This is a genomic window from Agrobacterium tumefaciens (assembly GCA_025559845.1).
Taxonomy (GTDB): domain Bacteria; phylum Pseudomonadota; class Alphaproteobacteria; order Rhizobiales; family Rhizobiaceae; genus Agrobacterium.
The window spans coordinates 1,140,302-1,154,624 of sequence record CP048469.1; the positions used below are offsets into that span (position 1 = coordinate 1,140,302).

Genomic DNA, 14,323 nt, shown 5'->3' on the forward strand with positions numbered 1-14,323 from the left:
ATTCCGGCCTGGGCCGGAATAGAGCGCCGCGTCCTCGACGCAAAGGAGGTCTCCAGCGATCAAGGATCGACCTGGACCCCACCATCAGCGCCGAGTGGAGGAAGAGCGTTCAGGACCGTGCCGCCGAACGCAGCACATCCTCTGGAATCACCCATGCGCCTTCGCCGGTCGATGCGCCTGCATGCAGAGCAGCACGCTCAACACCACGGAAACGATGGCTGCGGTTTCGACCAGTGTCGGGCCGCGCTGTTCCCACAGGAAACCGTAGAGCAGGGCAAACAGGGTTTCGAACAGGATCATCTGTCCCACCATCGTCAGCGGCAGAAGGCGGCTCATGCGGTTCCAGAAGGCGTTGCCGAGGATCGAGGCGGAGATGCCGAGGCCGATGGCGACGGAGGTGAATTGCAGCCAGTCACTGCTGCTGTGCGCCGCCGTATCGCCAAAACCGAAGGCGGGAACGGCCAGCATCAGCGCCAGCGCGCCGGTGACCACGCCGGTCATCAGGTTCCATTCGTCGGCACTCACATCATGCAGGCGCGTCAGCCAGCGGGCATTGCCGACCGCAAAGGCTGTCCAGGACACCAGCGCGCCAAGCGCGCAGGCAAGGCCAATGATCCTGTTGATGTCGAGCGGCCCCTGGCCTTCGCTCAGCGATTGCCAGGAGATGCCGATAATGCCGATGGCACCGAACAACAACGAAGGCCACAGGCGCCTCAGCGACACCGCCCCATGATCGCGGCTGCCGATGATCGTTACAGCGACCGGCAGGAAGCCGATGATGATCGAGGTAAAGGCGACGCCGCTCAGTTGCACGGCCGTGGAGATGAAGACGTAATAGACGATGTTGCCGATCAGGCTGAGCCAGGCAAGCGCAATCCATTCCTGCTTGCCGAAGCGCGAGGCGACACGACGGATTTTCGGGCCGATCAGAACGAGAGCGATCAGGCCATAGGTGAGGTAGCGCGCCGTGGAAAGCTGAAGCGGCGTAAAACCTGCCGGGATGATTTTCGGGGCGAGGAAAATGCCGCCCCAGAGCGCGCCCGCAAGCATGCCGTAAAATACGCCGAGACCGGTCTTGTTGTTCATGTCATTTCAATTCCGCATTCAAGATTGCGGCTGTTTGACATAGATACGGGGCGGCTGTCTTGACAAAAACTCCTGCGACGCACGCCGTACAAGCCGTCAGTGCATGTCTTTTAGATGGGCGCGGCGATAGGCGGCCGGTGTCTGCCCCATCGTGTTGCGCATCGCCCGCGTCAGCGCCGTCTGGTCGGAAAACCCGGCCTTGAAGGCGATTTCGGCAATCGGCATCGCACTGTCCCGCAAAAGGTGGCAGACCTTTTCCAGACGCAGGCTGGCGAGCCATTGATGCGGCGAAGTCTCGAATTCCTCGATGAACAGCGCATGCAGGCGGCTGTCGCTGATGTCGACATGTTTTGCCATCGTCTCCACCGTCCAGGGATGGAACGGATCGACCGAGACAATCGCGCGCAGCGCATCGAGGCGGGACCGGATCGCGGGCTTGTCGTGTACGAGGCTGTCGATCAGAAGCGGCGCCCACAGGCCGGCGGTCTCGCTTTCAAGCCCGTCGGTTGTCATGCTGTGGCGCATCCAGCCGACAAGCTGCCTTGTCGTCGCACCAACCTCGAAATAGGGTGACGCGGCAAACCGCTCGAGAATTTTATCGCTGACGGTGCTCTGATCGATATCGACGACCAGCGAGCGGTTGATGGCGGTTGCTTCCTGTGTGTGCAGCCTGCCGCTTTCAATGAGGACGCCGCGTGCCGAGGACAGTTCGTTTTCCCGCCCGGCAACATCCATGCGCAATTGACCGAAAACCGGCAACACGATCTGGACGAAGCCGTGGCGTTCGCTCGGCCTTTCCTTCGTGTAGGTCCTCAAATCGACGGCAGGCGTTTTCATCGAACCGATATCCCGGTGCAAAAGCAAATGGCCGCATGATGAAGCGGCCATTTTCATTTTGCTATTGTCGCACACGCTGGCCGACAGAGCCAGCGTGCGAAGTAAAAAGGTTCAACCTTCACTTTTGACCGTCGATTCGCCGCGTTTGCGCTTGCGCAACACCGGCTTGTTCTCACGCGCTTCGCACTTGGCGACGTCGATCAGATATGCCAGAACCGGCATGCCGTTCATCGACGCAAGCTGCTTGGCGGATTCGAGAAGATTGATGATATTGGAAAAGTCGTCCATCGGCTCACTCGGTAGCTCAAAGCATGTATGTCTTGTTGTGACTTTAAGGTGAATACGGGCGTGGAAATCGGGTGTTTCCGGCGCGTTTGCACCTCATGGGTGTAGTCTCGTTCGCGACTAAATAGCAATCCCTGTATGCACGTTGCAATAGTCAATTTTCCGAGACTGCCATGCTTCCACGGCATGCATGGGTCTAATGAGGGGAGGCGAGCACTCCCGAACTGCGAGGAGACACGCCATGCCAAACTATCTCCAGCATGTGGAAGAGGCCGCAGCCATCGTTTCTCAGGCCAGACGCATCATGGTGGTTGGCTGTTCGGGTGGTGGTAAATCCACTTTGTCGCAAAAGCTCGCCCGCACATTCGGCCTACGCTACATCTCCATGGACAAGGAGATCTTCTGGTTGCCTGGGTGGCAGATGCGTTCGCGCCCAGAGCAACGGCAGATCATAGCGAGCATCATTTCGGACGAGACATGGCTGATGGATGGCAGCAATCCATCGTCTTTCGACATGCGCTTGCCACGCACACATATCGTGCTTTGGGTAAGAATGCCGCGTTGGATTTGCCTGTGGGGCGCCGTCAGCCGCGCCGTCAAAGGATATGGCAAGGCGCGCCCCGAAATGGCGGAGGGCTGCCCGGAGAGGCTTGACCTCGATTTTCTCAAGTACATCTGGAATTTCGAAAAGCGGCACGCGCCGATTTTTGAACAGAACTTCGGTGTTCATGGCCCGCAAGTACCGGTATTCCAGATCAAAAGTCGAAAACAGACCCGCCAGCTTCTTGATCTTCTGCGCATCGAGGATTAACTGCGGCCCATGCCTCAGTTCGAAACGCATCGCCATGTAAAACACTCGCCAGACAGGATGTATGCCCTTGTCGCCGATATCGAGAGCTATCCGCAGTTTCTGCCCTTGTGTGAGGCGCTGACGGTTCGGTCCCGCAAGGAGCGCGATGGCAAGACGCTTCTGGTGGCGGATATGACGGTGGGCTACAAGGCCATTCGCGAGACCTTCACCACGCAGGTGCTTCTCAACCCTGCCGAGCGCGCCATCGACGTGAAATATATCGATGGCCCGTTCCGTTATCTCGAAAATCGCTGGCGTTTCGAGCCCTCGGAAGATGGCGGATGCTCCGTCCACTTCTTCATCGATTACGAATTCAAGAGCCGCATTCTGGGTGCGCTGATGGGGACGATGTTCGATCGTGCCTTCCGCATGTTCACGGAAGCCTTCGAAGCCCGCGCCGACAAGATCTATTCAGCGCCGGCCTGAGACAGAAGAATCAGCATTTCCAATGCGGTCTTGATGGTCGCTAGGCGAATTTCGGTTCGGCCGATATCGCCGTAACGCATCTCCCGATGCAGGATTGCGCCGTTGCGGCATCTGGCGGCGAGATGCACGAGACCAACCGGCTTTTGCGCCGAGCCGCCGCCCGGTCCGGCAATGCCGGTTACGGCCACGGCAAATTCGGCGCGTGAGCGGAACAGCGCCCCATGCGCCATCTGCAGCGCCGTCTCCCTGGAAACAGCACCGAAGGTGGAAAGGGTCTGGCCGCTGACGCCCAGCATGTCTGCCTTGGCCTCATTGGTGTAGGTGACAAAGCCGCGATCCACGACCGCCGACGACCCCGCGATCTCGGTCAGCGCACCGGCAATCAGCCCGCCGGTGCAGCTTTCGGCGGTGGACACCATGTGACCCCGTGCCGAAAATTCCGCGATGATCTCGTGCGCCAGCGCCTCGATCTCGGCCGGAAACAGGCTCATGCCGGGCGGCCCGTATAAACGACGGTTGCCGTGGCAATGGCGGCAATGCCTTCTCGGCGACCAACGAAACCGATTGTCTCGTTGGTGGTGGCCTTCACTGAGCAGCGTTCCAGCGCAATGCCGAGAATTTCGGAGAGCTTTTCGCGCATCGCTTGGCGGTGCGGACCAATCCGAGGTGCCTCGGCAATCAGCGACACATCCGCATTCATGATCGTTCCGCCATTGCCGCGCACAACCTTTGCGGCGTGCTCGAGAAAGATGCTGGAGGCGGCACCCTTCCACTGCGGGTCGGAAGGCGGGAAGTGGTCACCGATATCGCCGGCGCCGCAGGTGGCAAGAAGCGCATCCGTCAGCGCATGCAGGGCAACATCCGCATCCGAATGGCCTTTCAGCCTCTGGTCATGCTCGATGAAGACGCCGCAAAGCGTCACGCCGTCACCGGCTTCGAGCTGGTGAACGTCATACCCATTGCCGGTGCGCACATCCGGCAATCCGTGTGAGAGCTTTTCGTCGGCCATGGCAATATCCCGTTTCAGTGTAAGTTTGACGTTGTCGACTGACCCTTCGGTGAGCGTGACCTGAAGGCCAGCCCATTCGGCAATCGAGGCGTCGTCGGTAAAATCCGTGCGGTTGGAGGCTGCGGCTGCCCGGTGCGCTTCGACAATATCTCTATAGAGGAAGCTTTGCGGTGTCTGTGCGGCGTAAAGTCCCTGTCTGGAGACAGTCTCGACAACTTGACCTTGCGCACCGCGCTTCAGCGTGTCGGTAACGGCAAGCGCCGGCAGGACGCTCATCGCTCCGTTTTCGAAAAGCGTGACGGTGCGATCGAGAATATCGGTCGAAATGAACGGGCGTACCGCGTCATGGATCATCACATGCGTAATGCCGGTCGCGCCAAGCGCTTCCAGCCCGGCCAGCACGGACTGCTGCCGTGTCGCGCCGCCATGCAGGGTGATGATTCGTTCACCGGCGGCGAGCCTTGCGGGTATCGGCGCAAACAGCGCTTCGTCGTCAGGGTGGATGACAACGGCGATCGGTGCGGACTGATCCCAGGCGAGAAAGGTGGAAAGCGTGTGTTCGATCACCGGTCTGCCGCCAATCGGGCGATATTGCTTTGGCCCTTCCTCTGGCGAGCCTGCTCTTTCACCGCGTCCGGCGGCGACAATGACAATACCGATATTCATCATGCGTTCCTGCATTGGACATATGCTGCTGGTGCAACTCTCGATGGTTGACAGTCAGGCTTTAGCGCTCCAAAACCCGAAAGACCAGCCCGGCCACATGCGCACAGGACGCATGTTGTTTCCAGAGGGAACGTTTCCCTCGCCAACAATTTGCACAAATTGCCATCGTCCGCAAAAGAGGCGGGCAAGCAATGGCAAATAAAACGTGCAGGCCAGTAAAAATGCTTGGCAAGAGCATAAACACTGGCTAAAAATAATGCACGCAATCATTCTGCATGAAAGATCATCAATTGCCCCTTCCGGAGTTGTCAGACCCGTTTAGCATCGGCTCCGTTGCAATCCGCAACCGCGCTGTGCTGGCACCCATGTCGGGTGTCACGGATTTGCCGTTCCGGCAGCTTGCCTGGCGTTACGGCGCCGGCCTCGTCGTCACCGAAATGGTCGCAAGTCGTGAGCTGGTCGCCAACAAGGGTGAGTCCTGGGCGCGATTGAAAAATGCAGGCATGGTTCCCCATGTGGTGCAGCTTGCCGGACGCGAGGCGCATTTCATGGCGGAAGCGGCAAAAATCGCCGCAGACAATGGCGCTGGCATCGTCGATATCAACATGGGCTGTCCGGCCAAGAAGGTCACCGGTGGTTATTCCGGTTCCGCCTTGATGCGTGATCCGGATCACGCCCTGTCGCTCATCGAGGCCACCGTCAGGGCGGTGGATGTGCCGGTCACCTTGAAGATGCGTCTCGGCTGGGACGAGAACTCTCTCAATGCACCTGATATTGCCAGGCGTGCCGAAGAGGCGGGCGTTCAGCTCGTGACGATCCACGGCCGCACCCGCATGCAGTTTTACGAAGGCCGCGCCGATTGGGATGCGATCCGCGCCGTTCGCGATGTCATTTCGGTTCCGCTGATTGCCAATGGCGACGTGGAAACGGCGGAAGATGCCCGCGAAATTCTGGCCCGCTCCGGCGCGGATGCCGTCATGGTCGGGCGCGGCGCGCAGGGCCAGCCCTGGCTGCCTGCGGTTCTTGCGGGACATGCGGCACCAGAGCGCAGTGACATCGCAGACATCGTTGTCGAACATTACGGCATGATGCTGGAATTCTACGGAAGGGAAGCCGGTTTCCGGCATGCCCGCAAACATTTGGGCTGGTATCTCGATCGCTTCGCGCCCGGGACTGCCGCCAAGGACAAGGCTACGATCATGACATCGGGTGATACGGCGCAGGTGACGGATCTCCTCCGCGCCGCGCTTTGCGAAGACGCGGCCAGCAATGCCGCAAGGAAGGCGGCATGAGCGCTGACAAATCAACACCGGTCGATACGAACGCGCTGGCCATGGCCGTTCTCAACGCGGTGCAGAACCCGGTTATCCTGGTGGATGCCGAAGGCTTCATCGCTTTCGCCAACTGGGAGGCGGAAGCCTTTTTCGGTGCAAGCGCATCGCACCTGGCCCGCTATCGCGTTTCGACCTTCATTCCCTTCGGCAGCCCGCTTCTGGCGCTGATCGATCAGGTGCGCGAACGCCGCGCGCCGGTCAATGAATATCGCGTCGATCTGAGTTCGCCGCGTCTCGGCCAGGAAAAGCTGGTCGACCTTTATGTTGCCCCTGTCGTCAGCGAGCCGGGCTCTGTCGTCGTCGTCTTCCAGGAACGGTCGATGGCCGACAAGATCGACCGCCAGTTGACCCATCGCGCCGCAGCCCGCTCCGTCACCGGTCTTGCATCCATGCTTGCGCATGAAATCAAGAACCCGCTGTCCGGTATTCGCGGCGCAGCCCAGCTTCTGGAAACCTCGGTTGAAGATGAAGATCGCGCCCTGACACGACTGATCTGCGACGAGACGGACCGCATCGTCTCGCTGGTCGACCGTATGGAGGTGTTCTCCGACGAGCGCCCCGTGGATCGCATGCCGATCAACATCCATTCGGTGCTGGATCACGTCAAAGCCATCGCCAAGGCCGGTTTTGCCCGCAACATCAAGATTTCGGAAAATTACGATCCGTCGCTGCCGCCGGTCTATGCCAATCGCGACCAGCTTGTGCAGGTCTTCCTCAATCTGGTGAAGAACGCGGCCGAAGCCGTGAGCAACCAGCCGGATGGCGAAATCGTGCTGACCACCGCGTATCGTCCCGGTATGCGTCTGTCGGTGGCAGGCAGCCGTGAACGCATTTCTCTGCCGCTCGAATTCTGCGTGCATGACAATGGTCCCGGCGTTCCGGCAGACCTGCTGCCGCACCTCTTCGATCCCTTCATCACCACCAAAACCAATGGTTCCGGCCTTGGCCTGGCGCTTGTCGCCAAGCTGATCGGCGCGCATGGCGGCATTGTCGAATGCGACAGCCAGAACCACAGAACGACTTTCCGCGTATTGATGCCCGTCTCGCCGGAAGTGGCGCTGGACGACAACATCTTGCCGAACACGACAGGAAATAACCCATGACAGCAACGATTCTCGTCGCCGATGATGATGCGGCCATCCGTACCGTGCTGAACCAGGCGCTTAGCCGTGCCGGTTACGATGTGCGTATCACCTCCAATGCGGCCACGCTCTGGCGCTGGGTCTCCGCGGGCGAGGGCGATCTCGTCATTACCGATGTCGTCATGCCGGATGAGAATGCGTTCGATCTTCTGCCGCGCATAAAAAAGGCCCGTCCGGAGCTTCCGGTTCTGGTCATGAGCGCCCAGAACACCTTCATGACCGCCATCAAGGCGTCGGAAAAGGGTGCTTACGATTACCTGCCGAAGCCTTTCGACCTGACCGAGCTGATCGCCATCATCGGCCGCGCCCTGTCTGAACCGAAGCGCAAGCCTGCCAAGCTGGACGACGACATGCAGGATGGCATGCCGCTGGTTGGCCGTTCGGCGGCCATGCAGGAAATCTACCGCGTTCTGGCGCGTCTGATGCAGACCGACCTGACGCTGATGATCACAGGTGAATCCGGTACCGGCAAGGAACTGGTGGCGCGCGCCCTGCATGATTACGGCAAGCGCCGCAACGGCCCCTTCGTGGCCATCAACATGGCGGCCATTCCGCGTGATCTGATCGAGTCGGAACTGTTCGGCCACGAGAAGGGCGCCTTTACCGGTGCACAGAACCGTTCGACCGGCCGCTTCGAGCAGGCCGAGGGCGGCACGCTGTTTCTCGACGAAATCGGCGATATGCCGATGGATGCGCAGACCCGACTGCTGCGCGTGCTGCAGCAGGGCGAATACACCACCGTTGGCGGCCGCACGCCGATCCGCACCGATGTCCGCATCGTTGCCGCCACCAACAAGGATCTGAAGCAGTCCATCAATCAGGGCCTGTTCCGTGAAGACCTTTATTATCGCCTGAACGTCGTGCCGCTGCGCCTGCCGCCGCTGCGTGACCGTGCCGAAGACATTCCAGATCTCGTCCGCCATTTCATCCAGCAGGGTGAAAAGGAAGGCCTGGAAGGCAAGCGTTTCGAAAACGAAGCGCTGGAAGTGATGAAGGCCTATGCCTGGCCGGGCAACGTGCGCGAGCTGGAAAACCTCATCCGCCGCCTGATGGCGCTTTATCCGCAGGAAGTCATCACCCGCGAGATCATCGAGCAGGAGTTGCAGTCGGATGTGCCCGACAGCCCGCTCGACAAGATGGCGGTTCGCACCGGTTCGCTGACCATCTCGCAGGCGGTCGAAGAAAACATGCGCGATTATTTCGCCGGTTTCGGCGACAACCTGCCGCCACCCGGTCTTTACGACCGTGTTCTGCGGGAAATGGAATATCCGCTGATTCTCGCTGCCCTGACGGCAACGCGCGGCAACCAGATCAAGGCAGCAGATCTTCTCGGCCTCAACCGCAACACCCTGCGCAAGAAAATTCGCGAGCTTGGCGTTTCGGTTTACCGCAGTTCGCGTCCTGCCTGACAATATTGACAACCTCAGGATTGCCGTTGCATTTTCGCCACATTATGTTGCTTGGAAAACACTAGGGGGCCCGGAGAGATTCGCTCCGCCCCACGGATGTTTTCAAAGACAATGAAATGGGACGCTGGCTTCGCCGGCAACTGGGAGACGTGAATGCGGAAAACCGCCGCGGAAAAAACCGTTGCCGAAGATGCAACGGGAATGGTGGTCGCCGATCGCAGAATGTCGTTTGCCTTGCCGGGTTTGGTTCTTGCCGGCATTGCGCTGATCTGTGCGACGCTGACGCTGTTCGTCCTCCTCGGCCTGACACCGATTGCGCCGACCTCGAATGTCGTCGTCGCATCCGGCATCATCAACGCGCTGTTCGTCATCGGCCTGATGTATCTCATCGGCCGCGAAATCAACCGGCTGCTGAAAGCGCGCAAGAAGGGCAGGGCCGCTGCCCGCCTCCACGTGCGCATCGTCGTTCTGTTTTCGATTGTGGCAATCACGCCTGCCGTACTCGTGGCGATTTTCGCCAGTCTGACGCTGAATGTCGGCCTCGACCGCTGGTTTGCGCTGCGCACGCAGTCGATCGTCGATTCCTCCAGCAACATCGCTGAAGCCTACATGATGGAGAATGCCGGTTATCTTCAGGGTCAGACCCTGCAGATGGCGACCGTTCTCGACAGCAACCGTGCGCTCTTCTATCTCGACCGCACCGGCTTCGTGGATATGATGACCCGTCAGGCCAAGGGGCGTGGCCTGCTTGGCGCGTTTCTCGTTCAGGATGATGGCGATGCCGTTGCCCAGGCCGATATCAAGACCGAAAAGCCGCTGCCCGCGATCCCGCAGGATGCGCTGCAGAAGGCCGCGGCCGGTCAGCCGACGCTCATTCCGCCGGGTATAACCAACCTCGTTGGCGCCATCATCAAGCTTGAGGGCATCAGCGGCACCTTCCTTTACACCGTGCGCGCCGTTGACCCGAAGGTCATGCAGGCGATGCGGCTGATGGAAGAAAACCGTGCCGAATACAAGGCGATGGAAGCGGGCCGCGCACCGCTGCAGATTGCCTTCGCAATCCTTTATCTCGGCTTTGCGCTGATCGTGCTTCTGGCGGCGATCTGGACGGCCATTGCCGTGGCCGACCGTATCGTCCGCCCGATCCGCCTGTTGATCGGCGCCGCCGACAGCGTTGCCTCTGGTAACATGCAGGTGCTGGTGCCGGTTCGCGCCATCGACGGCGACGTTGGCCGTCTGTCGCGGACCTTCAACAAAATGGTGTCGGAGCTGCGCAGCCAGCAGGGCCAGATCATCGAGGCGAAGGACGATATCGACAACCGCCGTCGCTTTATCGAAGCGGTGCTGTCGGGTGTCACGGCTGCCGTCATCGGTGTTGACGAGAACCGCAATATCACCATCGTCAATCCGTCTGCCGAGGAATTCCTGGCGCTGGAAGCCGACAAGCTGATCGGTGCACAACTCTCCGAGATCGCGCCCGAGGTCGAGCAGGTGGTGACCGAGGCACGCGTCTGGTCGCGGGGCGACTTCCGCAAGCAGATCAACATCATGCGGCGCGGCAAAGAGCGCACGCTGAATGTGCAGGTGACACGTGAGGATGCGCGTGACTCCGGCGATTCCTACGTCATCACGCTGGATGACATCACCGATCTCGTCATCGCCCAGCGCTCGACCGCATGGTCGGATGTGGCACGTCGCATTGCGCATGAAATCAAGAACCCGCTGACGCCGATCCAGCTGTCCGCCGAGCGCATCAAGCGCCGCTTTGGCAAGCAGATCGACGAGAATGACCGCGCCATCTTCGATCAGTGTACGGACACCATCGTGCGCCAGGTCGGCGATATCGGCCGCATGGTCGACGAGTTCTCGGCCTTTGCGCGTATGCCGAAGCCGACCAAGGAACGTTCGGACCTGCGTGCCATCCTGAAGGATGCCGCCTTCCTGCGGGAAATCAGTGCCGCCGATACGAAGTTCACCACAGAACTCGGCGATCTGCCGCTGGAGGGCATGTTCGATGCCCGCATGCTGGGGCAGGCCTTCGGCAATCTCATCAAGAATGCGACGGAAGCCATCGAGGCGATCGAGGGTGATAAGCGACCGGGCAAGATTCTGGTGCGCGCCTCCTTCGATGAAGCCAATTCGCGTTTCGTGGCCGATATCATCGACAACGGTCGTGGTCTGCCGGTCGAAAACCGTCACCGCATTCTCGAGCCCTATATGACGATGCGCGACAAGGGCACCGGCCTTGGTCTGGCCATCGTCAAGAAGATCATTGAGGAACATGGCGGGTATCTGGAATTGCACGATGCCCCGTCGGATTTCGATCATGGCCACGGCGCCATGATCAGAGTGCTGCTGCCCTATGTTGAGGCGGCCGGCAGCGAAAATAACAAGGAAGCAGCATATGGCGTCTGATATTCTGGTCGTGGACGACGAGGCGGACATTCGCGAAATCGTGGCGGGTATTCTCTCTGACGAAGGTCATGAAACCCGCATGGCCTATGACAGCGATAGCGCTCTGGCAGCGATTTCCGAGCGCGTACCGCGCCTGATTTTCCTCGATATCTGGATGCAGGGCTCCAAGCTCGATGGTCTGGCTCTGCTCGACGAAATCAAGAGCCGCCACCCCGACATTCCCGTGGTGATGATTTCAGGTCACGGCAACATCGAAACGGCCGTAAACGCCATCAAGCGCGGCGCCTTCGACTTCATTGAAAAGCCGTTCAAGGCCGACCGCCTGATCCTGATCGCCGAACGCGCGCTCGAAAACTCCAAGCTGAAGCGCGAGGTGCAGGAGCTAAAAAAGCGGACGGGCGATGCGAGTGAGCTGATCGGTGCGTCGCTTGCCGTGTCGCAGCTTCGCCAGACAGTCGATCGTGTCGCCCCCACCAACAGCCGCATCATGATTCTTGGACCATCCGGCTCCGGCAAGGAGCTGGTGGCGCGCATGATCCACAAAAAGTCTTCGCGTGCGACGGGTCCCTTCGTGGCCCTGAATGCCGCGACGATCACGCCGGATCGCATGGAAATTGCCCTGTTCGGCACCGAAGGCCTGCCGGGTCAGCCGCGCAAGGTCGGCGCGCTGGAAGAGGCTCATCGCGGCGTTCTCTATCTCGATGAAGTCGGTGACATGCCGCGCGAAACGCAGAACAAGATCCTGCGCGTGCTGGTCGATCAGCAGTTCGATCGCGTTGGCGGCGGCAAGCGCGTCAAGGTCGATGTCCGCATCATCTCGTCCACCGCCCACCATCTCGAAAGCCTGATTGCCGAGGGCCAGTTCCGTGAGGACCTCTATCACCGTCTGGCCGTCGTGCCGGTCAAGGTGCCGGCACTGTCGGAACGCCGGGAGGACATTCCCTTCCTGGTCGACATGTTCATGCGTCAGATTTCCGAGCAGGCGGGTATCCGTCCGCGCAAGATCGCCGACGACGCGATGGCCGTCCTGCAGACGCATGACTGGCCGGGCAACATTCGCCAGCTTCGCAACAATATCGAACGTCTGATGATCCTCGCCCGTCCGGAAGGCGGCGATGCGGCAATCTCGGCCGACATGCTGCCCGCCGATATCGGCGACATGCTGCCGAAGATCGCAGCCCAGGGCGACCAGCACATCATGACCCTGCCGTTGCGTGAAGCGCGCGAAATGTTCGAGCGTGACTATCTGGTGGCGCAGATCAACCGCTTTGGCGGCAATATTTCCCGCACCGCCGAATTTGTCGGCATGGAGCGCTCCGCACTGCACCGCAAACTGAAATCGCTCGGCGTGTAAACGCCGGGTGAGCCGCGCCGCACGCCCCATTTTCCGGTCAGAGAGACGTCATGAAGGTCATTATTTGCGGTGCAGGACAGGTGGGCTACGGCATTGCCGAGCAATTGTCGCGCGAGGACAATGAAGTCTCTGTTATCGATACCGCCGCGTCGCTGATTACCGCGATTACCGAGACGCTCGACGTTCGCGGTTATGTCGGCCACGGCGCGCATCCCGACATGCTGGCCAAGGCAGGCGCCGATCAGGCCGACATGATCATTGCGGTGACGCTGCATGACGAAATCAACATCGTTGCCTGCGAAGTGGCGCATGCATTGTTCAGCGTGCCCACCAAGATCGCCCGTATCCGCGACCAGAGTTATCTGAAACCGGAATATGCCGATCTGTTCAGCCGCGAGAACATGTCGATCGACGTGACGATTTCGCCGGAAATCGAAGTCGGCAAGATGGTGCTGAGACGCATCGCCTTTCCAGGCGCCACCGACGTGGTGCGTTTTGCCGATGACAACATCTCCATGCTGGCGATTGAGTGCATGGAAGATTGCCCCGTCATCAACACGCCGCTGCAGCAGCTTTCCAGCCTCTTTCCCGATCTGATTGCCACGGTGGTGGCGATCTATCGCAACGGTATCCTCAAGGTCGTCAATTCCTCCGAACAGTTGCGGGTCGGCGATCTTGCTTATGTCATCTGTCAGCGCCAGCACGCGCGCCGCACCCTCAGCCTGTTTGGCCATGAGGAACAGGAAGCGCAGCGTATCGTCATCGCGGGCGCCGGCAATATCGGCCAGTATGTCGCCCACAAGATCGAGGAACTGCAGCCGAAAACCAGGGTCAAGATCATCGAGGCCGACCGCGACAAGGCAATCGCCGCGTCCGAACAGTTAAGCAGCACGATTGTCATGCACGGCTCGGCGCTGGATCAGAAAATCTTGCAGCAGGCCGATATTCAGGATGCCGACCTGATCGTTACTCTGACCAACAACGACCAGACCAACATCCTGGCCTCGGTCATTGCCAAGCAGTTGGGCTGCAAGTCGAATCTGGCGTTGCTCAACAGCACCTCGTTCCATGATGTGTCGCGGTCGCTCGGTCTCGATGCCTATATCAACCCCAGGGCGGTGACGATTTCACGCGTGCTGCAGCATGTCCGCAAGGGCCGTATCCGCTCGGTCTACGCGGTACAGCGCGGCTCCGGCGAGGTGATCGAGGCGGAAGCGATGGAGACCTCGCCGCTGGTCGGTCTTGCCTTCCGCGACATGGACATGCCGGATGGAATCCGCATCGGCGCGATCTTCCGCGACGGCGTGGTCATCCGCCCCGACGGCAATACCAAAATCAAGGCGAGGGACCGTGTCGTGCTGTTTGCCGCAGCCGAGGCGGTTCGCGATGTGGAACAGCTTTTCCGCGTCTCGATACAATATTTCTGACTGTTTCGAATCAGCGCGATCGTTCAATACTTGCGCATGTTCGGGTGTTTTCATCGTTGCGGAACTAGGCGCGATTTGATACC

Annotated in this window: 12 protein-coding genes; 8 read left to right on the forward strand and 4 right to left on the reverse strand. The window is 59.9% G+C overall.

The annotated features are described in order from the left end of the window. Positions 1–147 precede the first annotated feature (147 nt). Both FY156_05625 and FY156_05630 read right to left on the reverse strand, forming a co-directional pair. Positions 148–1,086 carry a DMT family transporter gene (locus FY156_05625; protein ID UXS01009.1) on the reverse strand — a complete coding sequence of 313 codons (939 nt, stop codon included), beginning with the start codon at positions 1,084–1,086 and terminating at the stop codon, positions 148–150. A 96-nt stretch (positions 1,087–1,182) separates the two neighbouring features. Then, complete coding sequence (locus FY156_05630; GenBank protein ID UXS01010.1) at positions 1,183–1,923, reverse strand: helix-turn-helix transcriptional regulator; 741 nt, start codon at positions 1,921–1,923, stop codon at positions 1,183–1,185. 526 nt (positions 1,924–2,449) lie between these two features. On the opposite strand from FY156_05630, the gene FY156_05635 reads away from it, so the two are divergent. Beyond that, positions 2,450–3,019 (forward strand): AAA family ATPase, encoded by a 570-nt coding sequence (locus FY156_05635; protein UXS01011.1) that lies wholly within the window; start codon positions 2,450–2,452, stop codon positions 3,017–3,019. A gap of 9 nt (positions 3,020–3,028) precedes the next feature. Continuing rightward, positions 3,029–3,484: a type II toxin-antitoxin system RatA family toxin gene (locus FY156_05640; protein ID UXS01012.1), complete on the forward strand. Its 456-nt coding sequence runs from the start codon at positions 3,029–3,031 to the stop codon at positions 3,482–3,484. On the opposite strand, the gene FY156_05645 is transcribed toward FY156_05640, so the two are convergent. After that, on the reverse strand, positions 3,466–3,975 hold the full coding sequence (locus FY156_05645) for a CinA family protein (GenBank protein ID UXS01013.1): 510 nt from the start codon (positions 3,973–3,975) through the stop codon (positions 3,466–3,468). The genes FY156_05640 and FY156_05645 overlap by 19 nt on opposite strands. Beyond that, the gene (locus FY156_05650) at positions 3,972–5,159 is read right to left on the reverse strand and encodes a bifunctional 2-C-methyl-D-erythritol 4-phosphate cytidylyltransferase/2-C-methyl-D-erythritol 2,4-cyclodiphosphate synthase (protein UXS01014.1); all 1,188 of its coding nucleotides are present in this window, start codon (positions 5,157–5,159) and stop codon (positions 3,972–3,974) included. Before FY156_05650 ends, FY156_05645 begins: the two co-directional genes overlap by 4 nt. A 275-nt stretch (positions 5,160–5,434) precedes the next feature. Between FY156_05650 and dusB the strand changes: the two genes are divergently transcribed. From dusB to trkA, 6 genes are all read left to right on the forward strand, one after another. Beyond that, on the forward strand, positions 5,435–6,451 hold the full coding sequence (dusB, locus tag FY156_05655; protein ID UXS01015.1) for a tRNA dihydrouridine synthase DusB: 1,017 nt from the start codon (positions 5,435–5,437) through the stop codon (positions 6,449–6,451). Continuing rightward, the gene (locus tag FY156_05660; protein ID UXS01016.1) at positions 6,448–7,596 is read left to right on the forward strand and encodes a nitrogen regulation protein NR(II); all 1,149 of its coding nucleotides are present in this window, start codon (positions 6,448–6,450) and stop codon (positions 7,594–7,596) included. Before dusB ends, FY156_05660 begins: the two co-directional genes overlap by 4 nt. Beyond that, positions 7,593–9,044 (forward strand): nitrogen regulation protein NR(I), encoded by a 1,452-nt coding sequence (gene ntrC / locus FY156_05665; protein ID UXS01017.1) that lies wholly within the window; start codon positions 7,593–7,595, stop codon positions 9,042–9,044. The genes FY156_05660 and ntrC overlap by 4 nt, the downstream gene beginning before the upstream one ends. A gap of 153 nt (positions 9,045–9,197) precedes the next feature. Beyond that, positions 9,198–11,459 carry a PAS domain-containing sensor histidine kinase gene (locus FY156_05670; protein ID UXS01018.1) on the forward strand — a complete coding sequence of 754 codons (2,262 nt, stop codon included), beginning with the start codon at positions 9,198–9,200 and terminating at the stop codon, positions 11,457–11,459. Next, the gene (locus FY156_05675; protein ID UXS01019.1) at positions 11,449–12,813 is read left to right on the forward strand and encodes a sigma-54-dependent Fis family transcriptional regulator; all 1,365 of its coding nucleotides are present in this window, start codon (positions 11,449–11,451) and stop codon (positions 12,811–12,813) included. The genes FY156_05670 and FY156_05675 overlap by 11 nt, the downstream gene beginning before the upstream one ends. 50 nt (positions 12,814–12,863) lie before the next feature. Next, the gene (trkA, locus tag FY156_05680) at positions 12,864–14,240 is read left to right on the forward strand and encodes a Trk system potassium transporter TrkA (protein ID UXS01020.1); all 1,377 of its coding nucleotides are present in this window, start codon (positions 12,864–12,866) and stop codon (positions 14,238–14,240) included. The last annotated feature ends 83 nt before the right edge of the window (positions 14,241–14,323 follow it).

Coding starts and splice junctions, on each gene's coding strand:
- FY156_05625 (UXS01009.1), bottom strand. CDS start 1,086: ATGAACAACAAGACCGGTCTCGGCGTATTTTACGGCATGCTTGCGGGC.
- FY156_05630 (UXS01010.1), bottom strand. CDS start 1,923: ATGAAAACGCCTGCCGTCGATTTGAGGACCTACACGAAGGAAAGGCCG.
- FY156_05635 (UXS01011.1), top strand. CDS start 2,450: ATGCCAAACTATCTCCAGCATGTGGAAGAGGCCGCAGCCATCGTTTCT.
- FY156_05640 (UXS01012.1), top strand. CDS start 3,029: ATGCCTCAGTTCGAAACGCATCGCCATGTAAAACACTCGCCAGACAGG.
- FY156_05645 (UXS01013.1), bottom strand. CDS start 3,975: ATGAGCCTGTTTCCGGCCGAGATCGAGGCGCTGGCGCACGAGATCATC.
- FY156_05650 (UXS01014.1), bottom strand. CDS start 5,159: ATGAATATCGGTATTGTCATTGTCGCCGCCGGACGCGGTGAAAGAGCA.
- dusB (UXS01015.1), top strand. CDS start 5,435: ATGAAAGATCATCAATTGCCCCTTCCGGAGTTGTCAGACCCGTTTAGC.
- FY156_05660 (UXS01016.1), top strand. CDS start 6,448: ATGAGCGCTGACAAATCAACACCGGTCGATACGAACGCGCTGGCCATG.
- ntrC (UXS01017.1), top strand. CDS start 7,593: ATGACAGCAACGATTCTCGTCGCCGATGATGATGCGGCCATCCGTACC.
- FY156_05670 (UXS01018.1), top strand. CDS start 9,198: ATGCGGAAAACCGCCGCGGAAAAAACCGTTGCCGAAGATGCAACGGGA.
- FY156_05675 (UXS01019.1), top strand. CDS start 11,449: ATGGCGTCTGATATTCTGGTCGTGGACGACGAGGCGGACATTCGCGAA.
- trkA (UXS01020.1), top strand. CDS start 12,864: ATGAAGGTCATTATTTGCGGTGCAGGACAGGTGGGCTACGGCATTGCC.